The organism is Zobellella endophytica (genome assembly GCF_003012775.1).
GTDB lineage: Bacteria > Pseudomonadota > Gammaproteobacteria > Enterobacterales > Aeromonadaceae > Oceanimonas > Oceanimonas endophytica.
Genome location: NZ_PXYG01000002.1, coordinates 616,508 through 634,637, shown reverse-complemented (window position 1 = coordinate 634,637; position 18,130 = coordinate 616,508). Strand labels below are relative to the sequence as shown.

The following is an 18,130-nucleotide window of genomic DNA, read 5'->3' as shown; positions in this document are numbered from 1 at the left end:
CTCCTCACATGCGGAACACCCCGAAGCGGGGCTCGTCCATGGGCCGGTTCAGGGCCAGGGCCAGGCTCATGGCCAGCACGGCGCGGCTGTCCCTGGGATCGATCACGCCGTCGTCCCACAGCCGGGCACTGGCGTACCAGGGGTGGCCCTGGCGCTCGTAGCGCTCGACGATGGGCGCCTTGAAGGCGGCTTCGTCCTCGGTGCTCCAGGATTCACCGGCCTTTTCCTTGGCATCTCGTCGCACCCTGGCGAGCACACCGGCGGCCTGCTCGCCCCCCATCACCGAGATGCGGGCGTTGGGCCAGATCCACAGAAAGTCGGGATCATAGGCCCGGCCGCACATGCCGTAGTTGCCGGCGCCGAAGCTGCCGCCGATGATCAGGGTCACCTTGGGTACGTTGGCGCAGGCCACCGCCATCACCAGCTTGGCACCGTGCTTGGCGATGCCCTCGGCCTCGTATTTCCTGCCTACCATAAAGCCGGTGATGTTCTGCAAAAACAGCAGGGGAATGCGGCGTTGGCAGCACAGTTCAATGAAATGCGCCCCCTTCTGGGCCGATTCGCTGAACAGCACGCCGTTGTTGGCCAGTATGCCTACCGGGTAGCCGTGCAGCCGGGCGAAGCCGGTGACCAGGGTGGGGCCGAAGTCGCGTTTGAACTCGTCGAAGGCCGAGTCGTCCACCAGCCGGGCGATCACCTCGCGCACCTCGAAGGCCTTGCGCAGATCGGTGCCGACGATGCCGTACAGCTCCTCGGCCGGGTAGCGGGGCGGCAGCGGCGGGTGGGGCGGGGCCGGCAGCGCCGGCCGGTTGAGGTTGGCCACTAGCCGGCGGGCCAGGTGCAGGGCGTGGGCGTCGTCCTCGGCGATATGATCCGCCACCCCGGAGACGCGGGTGTGCACCTCGGCCCCGCCCAGATCCTCGGCGCTGACCACCTCGCCGGTGGCGGCCCGCACCAGGGGCGGACCACCGAGGAAGATGGTGCCCTGGCCGCGCACTATGATGGACTCGTCCGCCATGGCCGGCACATAGGCGCCGCCGGCGGTGCACAGCCCCATCACCACCGCCAACTGGGGGATGCCGTCGGCGGACATCCGCGCCTGGTTGAAGAAAATGCGGCCGAAGTGGTCCCGATCCGGGAACACCTGGTCCTGGCTGGGCAGGTGGGCGCCGCCGGAGTCCACCAGGTAGAGGCAGGGCAGTCGGCAGCGTTCGGCGATGGCCTGGGCGCGCAGGTGTTTCTTGACCGTGAGCGGGTAGTAGGTGCCGCCCTTGACGGTGGCGTCGTTGGCTACCAGCATGCATTCCACCCCACCGACTCGGCCGATGCCGGCCACCAGCCCCGCCGCCGGTACTGCCTCGTCGTAGACCCGGTGGGCGGCGAGTTGGGACAGCTCGAGGAAGGGGGCACCCGGGTCCAGCAAGCGGCGGATGCGTTCCCGCGCCAGCAGCTTGCCCCGCTGCCGGTGGCGCTGCCGGCTGGCATCGTCGCCGCCCGCTTCGATGCCGGCCACCAGCTCGCGAAGCGCCGCCACCTCGGCGGCCATGGCGTTATGATTGGCCCTGAACTCCTCCGACTCGGACCTGATCTGGCTGGTCAGTATGGTCATGGCTGGATCCTCACCGGTTCTGCACCAGTTCCCGGCCGATCAGCATGCGGCGGATCTCCGAGGTGCCGGCGCCGATTTCGTACAGCTTGGCGTCCCGCAGCAGGCGGCCGGCGGGGAACTCGTTGATATAGCCGTTGCCGCCTAACAGCTGGATGGCGTCCAGCGCGATCTGGGTGGCGGTTTCCGCCGCCAGCAGTATCACCCCGGCGGCGTCCTTGCGGCCGAGCGCGGCCCGGTCCGCGGCCATGGCCACCATATAGGTGTAGCTGCGGGCGGCGTTCATGCGGGTGTACATGTCGGCGAGCTTGCCCTGCACCAGCTGGAAGTCGCCGATGGCCTGGCCGAACTGCTTGCGCTCCCGCACATAGGGCACCACCAGATCCATGGCCGCCTGCATGATGCCGAGCGGCCCGCCGGCCAGCACCAGCCGCTCGTAGTCGAGCCCGCTCATCAGCACCTCGACCCCGCCGTTCAGGGTGCCGAGCACATTGTCCGCCGGCACCCGGCAGTCCTGGAACACCAGCTCGCAGGTATTGGAGCCGCGCATGCCGAGCTTGTCGAGCTTCTGGGCCTGGCCGAAGCCGGGTGTATCGCGTTCGACGATAAAGGCGGTGATGCCCCGGGCGCCGGCTTGGGGATCCGTCTTGGCGTACACCACGAACACCTGGGCGTCGGGGCCGTTGGTGATCCACATCTTGGTGCCGTCGAGCACGAAGTGATCGCCGTCGGCCCGGGCGGACAGCCGCATGGACACCACGTCGGAGCCGGCATTGGGCTCGGACATGGCCAGCGCGCCGATGTGTTCGCCGCTGAGCAGTTTGGGCAGGTAACGCGTTTTCTGTGCCTCGTTGCCGTGGCGGTGGATCTGGTTGACGCAGAGGTTGGCGTGGGCGCCGTAGGACAGGCCCACCGCCGCCGAGGCCCGGCTGATTTCCTCCATCGCCAGCACCTGGGCCAGGTAGCCCATGTTCACGCCGCCGTAGTGTTCGGCCACGGTAATGCCGAACAGGCCCATGTCGCCGAGTTGGGGCCAGAGTTCGGTGGGGAAGCGGTTGTCCCGGTCGATGGCCTCGGCCAGGGGAGCGATTTCCCGGCTGGCGAAGGCGGCGACCTGGTCGCGCAGCAGGTCCAGGGTCTCGCCCAGGCCGAAGTTCAGTTGCGGATAGGGGGCCATGGAAACCTCCTTGCTGATGGAGAGATTGGGCTCGTTTGCTACCAATATTGCTGAATTAACTATAGTTGTTATGGGACTGTTAGGGGTCGGCTAAGCTTGAATAGATAAAGGATTTTTAGGTTGCCACTGATGATTGGGTGCAGGGCGATAAAAGGAACGACACGCCGACACGCCACAAGTACGTCCATGTAGGCTCGGACATGCCGGATGTCGCGGAAACCGCCGTATCATCGTTTCGCGATGCTGGCGGCGGTGCCAGGCGCTTCGCGCCCCCTGGCATGTCACGGTCGGCTTAGTCGCTTCCTTATTATCGCCTTTGCCTCATCACTGGCCTGCGGCAGATGGAGCCACCATGGCAAAAAGCGAGATAGTGATAGTCGGTGCGGCCCGGACCCCCATGGGGGCCCTGCTGGGGGACTTCGGCGCCGTACCGGCGCCCAAACTGGGGGCCGCGGCCATCGAGGCCGCCCTGAGCAGGGCCGGGGTCGCGAATGAGCGGGTGGATGAGGTGGTGATGGGTTGCGTGCTGCCCGCCGGCCAGGGCCAGGCGCCGGCCCGGCAGGCGGCGCTGGGGGCCGGATTGCCGGTTGCCGTCGGCTGCACCACGGTCAACAAGATGTGCGGCTCGGGCATGAAGGCGCTGATGCTGGCCCACGATCAACTGCTGGCGGGCTCTGCCCGGCTGATGGTAGCGGGCGGCATGGAGAGCATGAGCCTGGCGCCCTACCTGCTGCCCAAGGCGCGGGCGGGGCTGCGCATGGGCCACGGCCAGTTGCTGGATCACATGTTCTTCGACGGCCTGGAAGACGCCTACGAGGGCGGCCTGATGGGGTCTTTCGCCCAGCAGACGGCGGACAAGTCCGGCATCGGCCGGGAGGCGATGGACGACTTCGCCATCGCCTCCCTGACCCGGGCCCAAAGGGCCATCGGCGAAGGGGATTTTGCCGAGGAAATCGTGCCGGTAGCGGTGGAGGAGCGGCAGGGCCGTCGTCTGGTGGACACCGACGAGCAGCCGGGCAAGGCCCGACCCGACAAGATCCGTACCCTCAAGCCCGCCTTCGCCCAGGGCGGCACCATCACCGCCGCCAATTCCAGCTCCATTTCCGACGGCGCCGCCGCCCTGGTGGTGACCACCGCCGAGCAGGCGGCGGCGCTCGGCCTCAGGCCCCTGGCCCGGGTGCTGGCCCATGCCACCCACGCCCAGCTGCCCGCCGAGTTCACCCTGGCGCCCATCGGCGCCATCAACAAGCTATTGGATAAGCTCGGCTGGCAGGCCAGCGAGGTGGATCTGTTCGAGATCAACGAGGCGTTCGCGGTGGTCGCCCTGCTGGCCATCCGCGAGCTGGGGCTGGATCCGGCGCGGGTCAACGTCAACGGCGGCGCCTGCGCCCTGGGTCACCCCATCGGCGCCAGCGGTGCCCGCATCCTCGTCACCCTGCTGTACGCCCTGCGCCGGCGCGGACTCAGGCGAGGGGTGGCGGCCCTGTGCATCGGCGGCGGTGAGGCCACGGCGGTGGCAGTGGAATTGCTCTAGGAGGACAGGAAAATGGCATATCAGGTACCGCTCTTCATCGGCGGCAATATGGTGCAAAGCCGGACTCACGAGTGGCTGGAGGTGAACAACCCGGCCACCCAGGAGATTATCGCCCGCCTGCCGTGCGCCACACCCGAGGAGGTGGCGGCGGCGGTGGCGGCGGCGAGCCGGGCCTTTGCCGAGTGGCGGGAAGTGCCGGTGCCGGAGCGGGCCCGGCTGATGCTGCGCTACCAGGCGCTGCTGAAGGAGCACCACGACGACATTGCCCGCCTGCTCAGCGAAGACACCGGCAAGACCTTCGAGGACGCCAGGGGCGACGTGTGGCGGGGCATAGAAGTGGTAGAGCAGGCCGCCAATATCGCCTCCCTCAGCATGGGCGAGACCCAGGAAAACGTGGCCCGGGGCGTGGACTGCTACAGCCTTACCCAGCCGCTGGGGGTCTGCGTGGGCATCACCCCCTTCAACTTTCCGGCCATGATCCCGCTGTGGATGTTTCCGCTCGCCATCGCCTGTGGCAACACCTTTGTGCTCAAACCGTCGGAGCAGGATCCCCTGGCGTCCATGCGGCTGGCCGAGCTGTTCAAGCAGGCCGGTGCTCCTGACGGCCTGCTGCAGGTGGTACACGGCGGCAAGGAGGTGGTGGACCAGTTGCTGGTACACCCGGAGGTGTGCGCCATCTCCTTCGTCGGCTCGGTGGCCGCCGGCCAGCATATCTACCAGACCGGCACCGCCTACCTGAAACGGGTGCAGGCCTTCGCCGGCGCCAAGAACCACATGGTGGTGCTGCCCGACGCCAACAAGCAGCAGGTGATCAACAACCTGGTGGGCTCCTCGGTGGGCGCCGCCGGCCAGCGCTGCATGGCGATATCGGTGGCGGTGCTGGTGGGCGAGGCCAGGGCCTGGATCCCGGAGCTGCAAGACGCCATGGCCCGGGTGCGGCCCGGTGCCTGGGACGACCCCGATGCCGGTTACGGCCCGCTCATCAGCCAGGCGGCCCGGGAGCGGGTGCTGCGGCTGATTGCCGGGGGCAAGGCCGAGGGCGCCGACTGCCTGCTCGACGGCAGCGAGTGCACGGTGGACGGCTATCCCCGCGGCAACTGGGTGGGGCCCACCCTGTTTAGCGGCGTCACTCCCGAGATGGGTCTCTACCGGGAGGAGATCTTCGGCCCCGTGCTGCTGCTGATGGAGGCGGACAGCCTGGACCAGGCCATCAGCCTGGTCAACGCCAACCCCTACGGCAACGGCACCTCCATTTTCACCGCCTCGGGTGCGGCGGCGCGCAAGTACCAGCACGAGATCCGGGTGGGCCAGGTGGGCATCAACGTACCCATTCCGGTGCCGCTGCCCTTTTTCTCCTTCACCGGCTGGCGCCGCTCCTTCTACGGCGACCTGCACGCCTACGGCAAGCAGGCGGTGCGGTTTTACACCGAAACCAAGACCGTCACCGCCCGCTGGTTCGAAGACGAGGCGGTGGCCGGGCCCAATATGTCGATTCATCTGAAATAGCCGGAGAGCGGCTGGAAGCAACAGCAGGCAGCGGCGGGGTCGGGTGGAGGGCAAAGGGAACGGCTCTGCCGACCGTCACATGCCAGGGATGGCATGTGCCGAGCGTCACAGGGATGTGCTTGAAGCGTGTCGGCGAAGTCGGCCCTTTGGCCGACAGTCAACGGATATTAAGGAGAGGCCATGGACTTTGAACTGAGCGACGAACAGCGGGCCTTTGCGGCCCTGGCCGACGACTTTGCCCGCAACGAACTGGAGCCCCATGCCGCCGACTGGGACCGGGATCACCACTTCCCGATCGAGACCCTGCACAAGGCGGGCGGGCTGGGGCTCTGCGCCCTCTATACCCCCGAGTCCGCCGGCGGCCTGGGGCTGAGCCGGCTCGACGCCAGCATCATCTTCGAGCGCCTGGCCATGGGCTGCACCTCCACCACCGCCTTCCTCACTATCCACAACATGGTGACCTGGATGGTGGCCAGCGCCGGCCGTGAAGAGACCTGGGCGCGCTGGGGCGAGGGGCTGGTCGGCGGCCGCCTGCTCGGCTCCTACTGCCTGACCGAGCCCAACGCCGGCTCCGACGCCGCCGCCCTCAGGTCCAGTGCCCTCCGCGACGGCGATCAGTACGAGCTCAATGGCAGCAAGATGTTCATCTCCGGCGCCGGCAGCACCCAGGTGCTGGTGGTGATGGCCCGCACCGGCGGCGAGGGGCCCGGCGGCATCTCCGCTTTCGCCCTGGACGCCGACAGCCCCGGCATCGTCTACGGCCGCCCCGAGGACAAGATGGGCTGGAACAGCCAGCCCACCCGCACCGTCACCTTCGAACGGGTGCGGGTGCCCGCCAATCAACTGCTGGGCCAGGAAGGTGAGGGCTTCAAGCTGGCGATGAAGGGGCTGGACGGGGGCCGCATCAACATCGCCAGCTGCTCAGTGGGCACGGCTCAGCAGGCCCTCAACAAGGCGCGCCAGTACCTGCAGGAGCGCAGCCAGTTCGGCCGCAAACTGGCCGAGTTCCAGGCGCTGCAGTTCAGCATCGCCGACATGGCCACCGAACTGGTGGCGGCGCGGCAGCTGGTGCGGCTGGCGGCAAGCCGGCTGGATGCGGGCCATCCAGACGCCACCACCTACTGTGCCATGGCCAAGCGCTTCGCCACCGATGCCGGCTTCAAGGTGTGCGATCAGGCGTTGCAGCTGTACGGCGGCTACGGCTATATCCGCGAATACCCGCTCGAGCGTTACCTGAGGGATACCCGGGTGCACCGCATCCTGGAGGGCACGAACGAGATCATGCGGCTGCTGATCGCCCGCCGGGTACTGGCGGAAGGCAGCGGGGAGCTGTGATGGGTTCGCATAGGGAGCTTGAGTTGATGTCAGTACCTGTGTGCCAGTTCGGTAATGCCGTCCGTGATATGGGCGGAGGAGACCAAAGGGGGCCGCTACGCCGACACGCTACAAGCACGTCCATGTGGGCTCGGACATGCCATCCCTGGCATGTCACGGTCGGCTCCTCGGCCCCCTTTGTTCTCCTTTTGGGCATGGGCGGCGTCTGTGTCATAGCTGTTCCCGGAGCTTTATCACCACTGGCCATAGTCATAGAGAGGTGCACCCATGACCACCGCTATTCGTTTTGAACAACAAGACCATACCGCCATCCTGACCATGGACAACCCGCCCGCCAATACCTGGACGGCGGCAAGCCTCTCGGCCCTGGCCGAGCTGGTGGCAAAACTGAACGACGACCGGGAGATCTGGAGCCTGGTGCTGACCGGGGCGGGGGACAGGTTCTTTTCCGCCGGGGCCGATCTCAAGCTGTTCGCCGACGGCGACAGGGCGGTGGCGCGGGAGATGGCGCGGCGCTTCGGCGAGGCCTTCGAAGCCCTGAGCCGGTTTCGCGGCCTGTCCATCGCCGCCATCGACGGTTACGCCATGGGCGGCGGCCTGGAGGCGGCCCTGGCCTGCGATCTGCGCGTGGCCGGCCGGCAGGCGGTGATGGCCCTGCCCGAGGCCAAGGTGGGGCTGCTGCCCTGTGCCGGCGGCACCCAGAACCTGACCTGGCTGGTGGGCGAGGGCTGGGCCAAGCGGCTTATCCTCTGCGGCGAGCGGCTGGATGCCGAACGGGCCCTGGCCATCGGCCTGGTGGAGGAGGTGGTGCCGCAGGGACAGGCCCTCGACCGGGCCCTGGCGCTGGCCCGCCAGGCGGAGCAGCAGAGCCCCTCGTCGCTGGCCGCCTGCAAGCGATTGATCCAGTCGGCCCGCCGCCGGCCCCTGGAGCAGGGCTATATCCGGGAGCGGGAGGAATTCGTGGATTTGTTCGACACCGAGGATCAGCGGGAAGGGGTCAACGCCTTCCTGGAGAAACGCCCGCCCCAATGGCGCAACCGTTAAGGAGACTCTATGAGCCTGATAATCGAAGAGCATGCCACGGGTGGCGGCCGGCGTATCGGCCGGCTGGTGCTCGACAATGAGCGCAGCCTCAATGCCCTGAGTCTGGAGATGATAGAACGGATGCTGCCCCAACTCTCCACTTGGCGGCAGGACGAAGGGCTGGTGGCGGTGCTGCTGGAAGGTACCGGCAGCAGGGCTTTCTGCGCCGGCGGCGATGTGGTGGGGCTGTACCGGGCCATCACCTCGGCCCGCACGGCAGGCCCCCTGGATGACCTGGGCCTGGGGCCGGTGCCCGAGCCGGCGGCGCGCTTTTTCGAGCAGGAATACCGGCTGGATTATTTGCTGCATGGTTACCCCAAGCCGGTGATCTGCTGGGGCGGCGGCATCGTGATGGGCGGTGGCCTGGGGCTGTTCAGTGGCAGTCATCAGCGCATCGTTACCGAAAGCAGCCGGCTGGCGATGCCGGAAGTGACCATCGCCCTCTATCCGGACGTGGGCGGCAGCTGGTTCCTCAACCGCCTGCCGCCGGGGCTGGGCGAATTCATCGCCCTCACCGGCTGCCAGTTGAACGCCAAAGACAGCCTCTGGCTGGGGCTGGCCAACAGGGCCATCGCCGAGAGCCAAAGGACCGAGCTGCTGCCCCGCCTGCGGGAGGTGGCCGACTGGCAGGCGCCCGCGGCGGCGGTGGGCTTGGTGCTGCGACAACTGGAAGCGGCCTCGGCCGGCGCCTTCGCCGACCAGCCCTCGCCCCTGCGGGAGCACCAGGACGCCATTCGCCGGCTGCTGGACCGGGACCGTCTGGCGGACCGGGTGGTGGCCATCCTCGAGGCGGGCATCGGCTCTCCCTGGTTCGAGCGGGCCCGGCAGGGGCTGGCGGCGGGCAGCCCGCTGGCCATCCGGGTGATAGCGGAGCAACTGCGCCGCTGCCGGCATTGTTCCCTGGCCGAGGTGTTCCGCCGGGAGCTGGCGCTGTCGGTGCAGCTGTGCCGATATCGGGAGTTCGCCGAAGGGGTGCGAGCCCGGCTTGTCGACAAGGACAACAACCCCGACTGGACATTCAAGCGCCTGGACGAGGTGGACGAGGCGCTGCTGGCCGCTCTGTTCTCCCCGCCCTGGCCCCGGAACCCACTGCAGGATCTGTAACGGAGGTAACACCATGGCAACCATTGCATTTATCGGATTGGGCAACATGGGTGGCCCGATGGCCGCCAACCTGGTCAAGGCCGGGCACCGGGTGCAGGTGTTCGATCTGCAGCCCGAGGCGGTCAGCCGGGCCGCCGGTACCGGCTGTATTCCGGAAACCAGCGCCACCGAGGTGGTGAAGCAGGCGCAGGTGGTGATCTCCATGCTGCAAAGCGGCCGCCAGGTGGACTCGCTCTACCTGAGCGGCCCCGAGCCGTTGTTCCAGCGGCTGGCGCCGGGCACCCTGGTGATCGATTGCTCCACCATCGATGCGACTACCGCCAAGGCCACGGCCGAGCGGGCCGCGGCCCATGGGCTGGACTTTGTAGATGCCCCCGTGTCCGGCGGCGTGGCCGGGGCCCAGGCCGGCACCCTCACCTTTATCGTCGGCGGAGCCGAGGCCCAGTTCGCCCGGGCCGAGCCGGTGCTGCGCCAGATGGGCAAGAACGTGTTCCACGCCGGCCCCCACGGTGCCGGCCAGATGGCCAAGGCCTGCAACAACATGCTGCTGGCGGTGCTGATGGCGGGGACCTGCGAGGCGCTCAACATGGGCATCAACAGCGGCCTCGACCCCAAGGTACTGTCGGAGATCATCAAGCAAAGCTCGGGCAACAACTGGGCGCTGCAACTCTACAACCCGGTGCCGGGGGTGATGGAAAACGTGCCGGCGGCCCGTGGTTATCAGGGCGGCTTCCTGGTCAATCTGATGTGCAAGGATCTGAACATCGCCATGGATCTCAGCCGGGACAGCGGCTCGCCGGTGCCGATGGGTGCCGCCGCCAAGGCATTGTTCAACCTGCACCAGGTGGCGGGCCACGGCGGCCTCGACTTTTCCAGCCTGTTCCGGATGTTTGAGCAGCGGAAGGGAGGCGAATGACCATGGATATCAGGGAAAAGGTGGTGGTGATCACCGGGGCCGGCCGGGGCCTGGGGCAGGTCATGGCCCGGCAGCTGGCGCGCCAGGGCGCCAGCCTGGCGCTTATCGACAACAACGAGCAGGATCTGGCCAACAGCGGCGAGCTGGTGGCCGCCACCGGGGCCCGGGTGGCGGTGCACCTGTGCGATATCGCCGACGAGCGACAGGTGGCGGACAGCTTCGGTCATATCGTGCGGGAGCTGGGTGGGCTGGACGTGCTGGTCAACAACGCCGGCCTGATGCGCGACGCCTTGCTGGTCAAGCTGGAGGAGGGCAAGCTTGCCGGCAGGATGAGCCTGCAGCAGTGGCAGCAGGTGGTGGACGTCAACCTTACCGGTACCTTCCTGTGCGGCCGGGAGGCGGCGGCGATCATGGCCGAGCGGGGCCAGGGCGGCCTTATCGTCAACATTTCCTCGGTGGCCCGGGCCGGCAACCGGGGCCAGAGCAACTATTCCGCCACCAAGGCGGGGGTGGCGGCGTTGGTGGTGTGCTGGGCCGGCGAGCTCAGCCGCTACGGCATCCGGGTGGCGGGCATCGCCCCCGGGGTGATCGCCACCGCCATGACCGCCCAGATGAAGCCCGAGGCGATGGAACGCATCACCCGCAACATTCCCCTGGGACGCCTGGCGCAGGTCGAGGAGCTGATGCACAGCCTGCAGTACATCATCGAAAACGACTACTTCCACGGCCGCATGCTGGAAATGGACGGCGGCCTGCGGCTGTAGGACTAAAGTCTAGCTTGTCCGGATGCCCCGGTGGGGGTAAAGTTTTTTGCAACGCACAGCAACGGACGTGCCTGCCTGCGTTAACAGAGCGAATCAACTCAAACATAATAACGACTGTCATATCCCTGAACGCAATGGTTCCCCATGGTGACGGAATCACTGCCTTCAGGGTTTTTTTTATGGCTACATATTGGGATAGTTGGGGCCGCTGCCCCCTTCCGGCGGCACCCAGCGGATATTCTGGGCCGGATCCTTGATGTCGCAGGTTTTGCAGTGCACACAATTGGCGGCATTGATCTGGAAGCGGGGCTCGCCTTCCTGCTCCACCACCTCGTAGACCCCCGCCGGACAATAGCGCTGGGCCGGCTCGTCGTAACGGGGCAGGTTGTCCCGCAAGGGTATCTCCGGATCGAGCAACTGCAGATGGCAGGGCTGGTCTTCGTCGTGGCCGGTGTTGGCCAGGTAGACCGACGACAGCCTGTCGAAGGAGAGCCGGCCGTCCGGCCTGGGATAATCCGGCTTGCGGCACTTCGCCGCCGGGGCCAGGGTGGTGTGATCCGGCGTCTTGTCGTGCAGGGTGAGGGGCAGCCGCCCACCCAGCCAGTTGTGGTTGAGGACGTTGAAGGCGCCGCCCAGCCAGGGCCCCAGTTTGTGCAGGGCGGGGATGAAATTGCGGCCCTGATCCAGCTCCCGGTATAGCCAGGAATCCCTGAAGGCGGAGGCGAAGTTGGTGAGCTCCCGCCCCCCCGGATCCCCCGACGCCAGGGCCTGCACCACCGCCTCGGCGGCCAGCATGCCGGATTTCATGGCGGTGTGGATGCCCTTGATCTTGGCCCCGCTCAGGGTACCGGCGTCGCAGCCCAGCAGCAGGGCGCCGGGCATCACCATGCGCGGCAGCGAGTTCAGGCCGCCCTTGGTGATGGCCCGGGCGCCGTAGGCCAGCCGCTTGCCGTCATACAGATGGCGGGCCAGCAGCGGATGATGCTTGAGCCGCTGGAACTCGTCGAAGGGGCTGAGGTGGGGGTTGCGGTAGTTGAGATCCACGATAAGCCCCACCGCCGCCTGGCCGTCGTCGCCGTGGTAGAGGAAAAAGCCGCCACCGCTGTCTTCCTGCAACGGCCAGCCGCTGCCGTGCAGCACCAGACCCGGCCGGTGGCGTTCGGGGGCGAGCTGCCACAGCTCCTTGATGCCGATGGCGTAATGCTGGGGATCCCGGCCCCGGTCCAGGCCGAAACGGGCGATCAGCTCCTTGCCGATATGGCCGCGGCAACCCTCGGCGAACAGGGTGTACCTGGCGTGCAGTTCCATGCCCGGCACGTGACTGGCCTTGGGGCTGCCGTCCGCCGCCAGCCCCATGTCGCCGGTCAGGATGCCACAGACGGCGCCATCTTCCGCGTAGAGCGGTGCCTGGGCGGCGAAACCGGGAAAGACGGCCACGCCCAACTGCTCGGCCTGGGCCGCCAGCCAGCGGCACAGGTTGCCCAGGCTCACGATAAAGTTGTCCTCGTTGTGCAGGGGGGCGGGCACCAGGGCGGGGGGCAGCTCGATACCGCCCCGTTCGCTGCTCAGCATGTAGAGCCGGTCGTCGATGACCCGGGTATGCACGGGCGCGCCCCGCTCCCGCCAGTCGGGGAAGAGTTCGTCTAGGGCCCGGGGCTCCAGCAGGGCACCGGAGAGGAGATGGGCGCCGACTTCGGCGCCCTTTTCCACCACGCAGACACTGAGCGTCAGGCCCCGGGCCGCGGCCTGCTGCATCAGCCGGCAGGCGGCGCTCAGGCCGGCAGGGCCGGCGCCTACTATGACCACGTCAAATTCCATCGACTCCCTTTCCATTTCCGGCTCCGAACCTGGGGTACATGGCTAAAGTATTGTATTGGTTGCGGTATTTAACAAACCGTTAAAACGGCAGGATCCCCGGCCATGGATTAGTATTAACTCAAATCCGACAACATCCGGGAGCCGCCATGAAGGTGCTGGTTACGATAAAACGGGTGATCGACTATCACGTCAAGATCCGGGTCAAGGCCGATCAGAGCGGGGTGGATCTGGCCAACGTCAAGATGGCGGCCAACCCCTTCTGCGAAATCGCGGTGGAGGAAGCGGTGCGGATGAAGGAAAAGGGCTGGGTGTCGGAGGTAGTGGCCGTGTCCGTCGGCCCCGCGGCGGCCCAGGAGCAGCTGCGCGCGGCGCTGGCGCTGGGGGCTGATCGGGCGGTGCTGGTGCAGGCCGATGACTTCCCCGAGCCGCTCACCGTGGCCAGGCTGCTGGCCAGCTTGTGCGAGCGGGAACAGCCCGGGCTGGTGCTGCTCGGCAAGCAGTCCATCGACACCGACAACAACCAGGTGGGGCAGATGCTGGCGGCACTCAACGGCTGGCCCCAGGCCACCTTCGCCTCGCACATTGAACGGGAAAACGACGAACTCCTGGTCACCCGGGAAGTGGACGGCGGCCTGCAGACCCTGGCGCTGGCCCTGCCGGCGGTGGTGACCACGGATCTCAGGCTCAACGAGCCGCGCTATGCCTCCCTGCCCAATATCATGAAGGCCAAACAGAAACCCCTGGAAACCCTGACCGCGGACGCACTCGGGGTCACGCCCAGGGTTCATTCCCAGTTACTGAAGGTGACGCCGCCGCCGGTGCGCCAGGCCGGCATCAAGGTGGCCGACGTGGCCGAGCTGGTGGACAAACTCAAGCACGAAGCAAAGGTGATCTGATGACGACGCTGGTGATTGCGGAACACGATGCCGAGGGCCTGAAGCCGGCCAGCCTCCATGCCCTGGCCGCCGCCGCCCGATTGGACGGGGAGACGGATCTGCTGGTGATGGGCCAGGGGTGCCGGGCGGCGGCCGAGGCCGGTACGGCACTGGGGGTCAGACAAGTATTGCTGGCGGACGAGGCGGGGTATGCGCATCAGCTGGCCGAACCCTGCGCCGCCCTGGTGACCAGCCTGGCCGGTGACTACAGCCACCTGCTGGCCCCGGCCACCACCTTCGGCAAGAACCTGATGCCGAGGGTGGCGGCGCTGCTCGACGTGGGCATGGTGGCGGATATCATCGCCATCGAGGCGGAGGATACCTTCGTGCGGCCCATCTATGCGGGCAATGCCATCGCCACCGTCCGCTCGCTGGATCCGATCAAGGTCCTGACCATTCGCGCCACCGCCTTCGAGGCGGTGACCGCCGGCCCCGACCCGGCACCGGTGGTGGAGCTGGCGCACCCGGCCGAGCCCGGCGGCAGCCGCTTCGTGACTGACGCCCTGGCCGAGAGCGCGCGGCCCGAGCTCACCGCGGCCCGGGTAGTGATCTCCGGTGGCCGGGGCCTGGGCTCGAAGGAGAACTTTGCCTTGCTGGAGCGGCTGGCGGACAAGCTGGGGGCGGCGGTGGGCGCCAGCCGGGCGGCGGTGGACGCGGGGTTTGCCGCCAACGACATGCAGGTGGGCCAGACCGGCAAGATAGTGGCCCCCGAGCTCTATATCGCGGTGGGCCTGTCCGGTGCCATCCAGCACCTGGCGGGGATGAAGGACTCCAGAGTGATCGTCGCCATCAACAAGGATGGGGAGGCGCCCATCTTCCAGGTGGCGGACTACGGCCTGGTGGCGGACCTGTTCGATGTGCTGCCCGAGCTGGAAAGGCAGCTGGCGCCATAGAAGCTGTTTAAGGTCTTTGTGACGTGTCTTCATCTGTTACGACTCAGTAAAGAGGCAATCCCTGTTGCCTCTTTACATACCCCGCTGTGGTTTGATAGCCGTATCAGCTGGCGACACTGGCGATCTTTGGCCGGGTACACCAGAGCCCGGACAGGCCTTCGGGCGAGTGTCGTTTTATCTGATCGGCGTCAAGTTTTGGTTGTTACATTTTGTTGTAATAAAACTACATAAGACGTTATAGTGCCCACCAGTCTGCCGCTGGCAGCAGGTTCGAATGCGGAATCAGGCACGGCGTCACCGGGACCGCCCGGGGATTGTTTCATTGTCGTTATCGGGCATCTTGCGTATACTATGACCCCGTCTTGAATTCCACATTTCATTCGTTCCCTAGCTTTCTTCAGGTTCAGCATGACGACTAAATATATTTTTGTTACTGGTGGGGTAGTGTCCTCCTTGGGTAAAGGCATTGCGGCCGGCTCCCTGGCGGCCATCCTCGAGGCTCGCGGTCTTAATGTGACCATTATGAAGCTGGATCCCTACATCAACGTGGATCCGGGAACCATGAGCCCGACCCAGCACGGTGAAGTCTTCGTGACTGACGACGGTGCCGAAACCGATCTGGATCTAGGCCATTACGAGCGTTTCATCCGTACCAAGATGACCCGCCGCAACAATTTCACCACCGGCCGTATCTATGCGGACGTGCTGCGCAAGGAACGACGCGGCGACTACCTGGGTGCCACCATCCAGGTGATCCCCCATATCACCAACGCCATCAAGGACAGGGTGATCGCCGGTGCCGAAGGGCATCAGGTCGCCATCGTGGAAGTCGGCGGCACCGTCGGCGATATCGAATCGCTGCCGTTCCTCGAGGCGCTGCGTCAGCTGGCGGTGGAAGTGGGCCGGGAAAACACCCTGTTTATGCACCTGACCCTGGTGCCCTATATGGCGGCGGCCGGCGAGGTGAAGACCAAGCCGACCCAGCACTCGGTGAAGGAACTGCTGTCCATCGGCATCCAGCCCGATATCCTTATTTGCCGCAGCGACCGGGCCATTCCGCCCAACGAGCGCGCCAAGATTGCCCTGTTCTGCAACGTGTCCGAAAAGGCCGTTATTTCCCTGAAGGACGTGGACTCCATCTACAAGATCCCGGCGCTGCTGCGTTCCCAGGGGCTGGACGAGCTGGTGGTCCGGCGCTTCGCCCTGGAGTGCCCGCCGTCGGATCTGTCCGAGTGGGAACAGGTGATCTACGAAGAAGCCAATCCGGTGGGGGAAGTGACCATCGGCATGGTGGGCAAGTACGTCGAGCTGCCCGATGCCTACAAGTCGGTCAACGAGGCGCTCAAGCACGGCGGCCTGAAGAACCGGCTCACCGTCAACATCAAATACATCGACTCCCAGGATCTGGAAAGCAAGGGCCTGGGCCTGCTCGAGGGCCTGGACGCCATCCTGGTGCCCGGCGGCTTCGGCGAACGCGGGGTCGAGGGCAAGATCATGGCGGCCCGCTATGCCCGGGAAAACCGCGTGCCCTACCTCGGCATCTGTTTGGGGATGCAGGTGGCACTGATCGAATACGCCCGCAACGTGGCCGGCCTGGAAGGCGCCCATTCCTCCGAGTTCGACAAGCAGAGCCCCTACCCGGTGGTGGGTCTGATCACCGAGTGGGTGGATGAAGAGGGCAGGGTGGAGGTGCGCGACGAGCAGTCCGATCTGGGCGGCACCATGCGCCTGGGCGCCCAGCTGTGCCACCTGGAGCCGGGCTCCAGGGTGCATGCCCTGTACGGCTCCGACACCATCTACGAACGTCACCGCCACCGCTATGAAGTCAACAACCGGCTGCTGCCCAAGATCGAAGCGTCGGGCCTGAAAGTGACCGGCCGTTCCGCCGACAAGAAGCTGGTGGAAATCATCGAGAACCCGGATCACCCCTGGTTCGTGGCGGCCCAGTTCCACCCCGAGTTCACCTCCACGCCCCGCGACGGCCACGGCCTGTTCGCCGGCTTTGTGAAGGCGGCGGGCCAGTACCAACAGGGTGAACTGGAATAACCTGATCCTGCGGCTGAGCCACCTGGCTTGGCCGTATTTTTATAGTGCTTTGTTTCGTTTTACTTTTTTAACTCAAGAGGAAAGAGAGAATGGCAAAGATCGTTAAAGTGATCGGTCGCGAAATCATCGACTCCCGCGGCAACCCCACCGTTGAAGCCGACGTTTACCTGGAAGGCGGTTTCATGGGCCGCGCCGCGGCGCCGTCCGGTGCCTCCACCGGCTCCCGCGAAGCGCTGGAACTGCGTGACGGCGACAAGTCCCGCTTCCTGGGCAAGGGTGTACAGGTTGCCGTAGCCAATATCAACGACAAGATCGCCGCCGCCCTCGCCGGCAAGGATGCCACCCAGCAGGCCGAGATTGACCAGATCATGATCGACCTGGACGGCACCGAGAACAAGGCCAGCCTGGGTGCCAACGCCATCCTGGCCGTGTCCCTGGCCACCGCCAAGGCCGCCGCCGCCGCCAAGGGAATGCCCCTGTACGCCTGGATCGCCGAGCTGAACGGCACCGCCGGCCAGTTCTCCATGCCGCTGCCGATGATGAATATCATCAACGGCGGCGAGCACGCCGACAACAACGTCGACATCCAGGAGTTCATGATCCAGCCGGTCGGCGCCAAGAACATCAAGGAAGCCCTGCGTATCGGCGCCGAGGTGTTCCACAACCTGGCCAAGGTGCTGAAGGCCAAAGGCCTGTCCACCGCGGTGGGTGACGAGGGTGGCTTCGCTCCCGACCTGGAGTCCAACGCCGCCGCCCTGGCCGCCATCAAGGAAGCCGTGGAAAAAGCCGGCTACGTGCTGGGCCAGGATGTGACCCTGGCCATGGACTGTGCCGCTTCCGAGTTCTTCGACAAGGAAAAGGGCAACTACAACCTGAAGGGCGAAGGCAAGGTGTTCTCTTCCCAGGAGTTCACCCATTACCTGGAAGAGCTGACCAAGCAGTACCCGATCGTCTCCATCGAAGATGGCCTGGACGAGTCCGACTGGGACGGCTTCGCCTACCAGACCCAGGTGCTGGGCGACAAGATCCAGCTGGTGGGTGACGACCTGTTCGTGACCAACACCAAGATCCTGAAGGAAGGTATCGACAAGGGCATCGCCAACTCCATCCTGATCAAGTTCAACCAGATCGGCTCCCTGACCGAGACCCTGAACGCCATCAAGATGGCCAAGGACGCCGGCTACACCGCCGTCATCTCCCACCGTTCCGGCGAGACCGAAGACGCCACCATCGCCGACCTGGCGGTAGGTACCTGCGCCGGCCAGATCAAGACCGGCTCCATGAGCCGTTCCGACCGTATCGCCAAGTACAACCAACTGATCCGCATCGAGGAAGAGCTGGGTGCCAAGGCCCCCTACCGCGGTCTGGCCGAGGTGAAAGGCCAGGCCTGAGCCCCGCTTTTCATCCTGTCGT

General features: G+C 66.1%; 14 protein-coding genes. 11 read left to right on the top strand and 3 right to left on the bottom strand.

Annotated features, from left to right (window positions below; all coding sequences use genetic code 11):
- Positions 1-4: 4 nt before the first annotated feature.
- Together C7H85_RS08185 and C7H85_RS08180 are read right to left on the bottom strand one after the other, a co-directional pair.
- Positions 5-1,609 (bottom strand): carboxyl transferase domain-containing protein, encoded by a 1,605-nt coding sequence (locus C7H85_RS08185; RefSeq protein WP_106729207.1) that lies wholly within the window; start codon positions 1,607-1,609, stop codon positions 5-7.
- 10 nt (positions 1,610-1,619) lie between these two features.
- Positions 1,620-2,783: an isovaleryl-CoA dehydrogenase gene (locus C7H85_RS08180; RefSeq protein ID WP_106729206.1), complete on the bottom strand. Its 1,164-nt coding sequence runs from the start codon at positions 2,781-2,783 to the stop codon at positions 1,620-1,622.
- A gap of 352 nt (positions 2,784-3,135) precedes the next feature.
- On the opposite strand from C7H85_RS08180, the gene C7H85_RS08175 reads away from it, so the two are divergent.
- The 7 genes from C7H85_RS08175 (at position 3,136) to C7H85_RS08145 (ending at position 11,025) form a co-directional block, all read left to right on the top strand.
- On the top strand, positions 3,136-4,317 hold the full coding sequence (locus C7H85_RS08175) for an acetyl-CoA C-acyltransferase (RefSeq protein ID WP_106729205.1): 1,182 nt from the start codon (positions 3,136-3,138) through the stop codon (positions 4,315-4,317).
- A 12-nt stretch (positions 4,318-4,329) separates the two neighbouring features.
- Positions 4,330-5,823, top strand: coding sequence for a CoA-acylating methylmalonate-semialdehyde dehydrogenase (locus tag C7H85_RS08170; protein ID WP_106729204.1), 1,494 nt, complete (start codon positions 4,330-4,332; stop codon positions 5,821-5,823).
- Between the two features lie 180 nt (positions 5,824-6,003).
- The gene (locus C7H85_RS08165; protein WP_106729203.1) at positions 6,004-7,158 is read left to right on the top strand and encodes an acyl-CoA dehydrogenase family protein; all 1,155 of its coding nucleotides are present in this window, start codon (positions 6,004-6,006) and stop codon (positions 7,156-7,158) included.
- Between the two features lie 267 nt (positions 7,159-7,425).
- Positions 7,426-8,202 (top strand): enoyl-CoA hydratase, encoded by a 777-nt coding sequence (locus C7H85_RS08160; protein WP_106729202.1) that lies wholly within the window; start codon positions 7,426-7,428, stop codon positions 8,200-8,202.
- Positions 8,203-8,211: 9 nt separating this feature from the next.
- Positions 8,212-9,345: an enoyl-CoA hydratase/isomerase family protein gene (locus C7H85_RS08155; protein WP_106729201.1), complete on the top strand. Its 1,134-nt coding sequence runs from the start codon at positions 8,212-8,214 to the stop codon at positions 9,343-9,345.
- A 13-nt stretch (positions 9,346-9,358) separates the two neighbouring features.
- Complete coding sequence (gene mmsB, locus C7H85_RS08150; protein WP_106729200.1) at positions 9,359-10,261, top strand: 3-hydroxyisobutyrate dehydrogenase; 903 nt, start codon at positions 9,359-9,361, stop codon at positions 10,259-10,261.
- A gap of 2 nt (positions 10,262-10,263) precedes the next feature.
- Positions 10,264-11,025, top strand: coding sequence for an SDR family NAD(P)-dependent oxidoreductase (locus C7H85_RS08145; RefSeq protein ID WP_106729405.1), 762 nt, complete (start codon positions 10,264-10,266; stop codon positions 11,023-11,025).
- Between the two features lie 183 nt (positions 11,026-11,208).
- Here C7H85_RS08145 and C7H85_RS08140 read toward each other — a convergent pair whose 3' ends face one another.
- A complete protein-coding gene (locus tag C7H85_RS08140; RefSeq protein WP_106729199.1) occupies positions 11,209-12,858 on the bottom strand; it encodes an electron transfer flavoprotein-ubiquinone oxidoreductase in 1,650 nt (549 codons plus the stop codon).
- A gap of 131 nt (positions 12,859-12,989) precedes the next feature.
- Between C7H85_RS08140 and C7H85_RS08135 the strand changes: the two genes are divergently transcribed.
- The 4 genes from C7H85_RS08135 to eno all read left to right on the top strand — a co-directional run bounded on the left by C7H85_RS08135 (position 12,990) and on the right by eno (position 18,108).
- Positions 12,990-13,739, top strand: a complete 750-nt coding sequence (locus C7H85_RS08135) for an electron transfer flavoprotein subunit beta/FixA family protein (protein ID WP_106729198.1) — start codon at positions 12,990-12,992, stop codon at positions 13,737-13,739.
- A complete protein-coding gene (locus C7H85_RS08130) occupies positions 13,739-14,671 on the top strand; it encodes an electron transfer flavoprotein subunit alpha/FixB family protein (protein ID WP_106729197.1) in 933 nt (310 codons plus the stop codon). The genes C7H85_RS08135 and C7H85_RS08130 overlap by 1 nt, the downstream gene beginning before the upstream one ends.
- Before the next feature lie 408 nt (positions 14,672-15,079).
- The gene (pyrG, locus tag C7H85_RS08125) at positions 15,080-16,717 is read left to right on the top strand and encodes a glutamine hydrolyzing CTP synthase (RefSeq protein ID WP_106729196.1); all 1,638 of its coding nucleotides are present in this window, start codon (positions 15,080-15,082) and stop codon (positions 16,715-16,717) included.
- A gap of 89 nt (positions 16,718-16,806) precedes the next feature.
- A complete protein-coding gene (gene eno / locus C7H85_RS08120; RefSeq protein ID WP_106729195.1) occupies positions 16,807-18,108 on the top strand; it encodes a phosphopyruvate hydratase in 1,302 nt (433 codons plus the stop codon).
- Positions 18,109-18,130 lie beyond the last annotated feature (22 nt).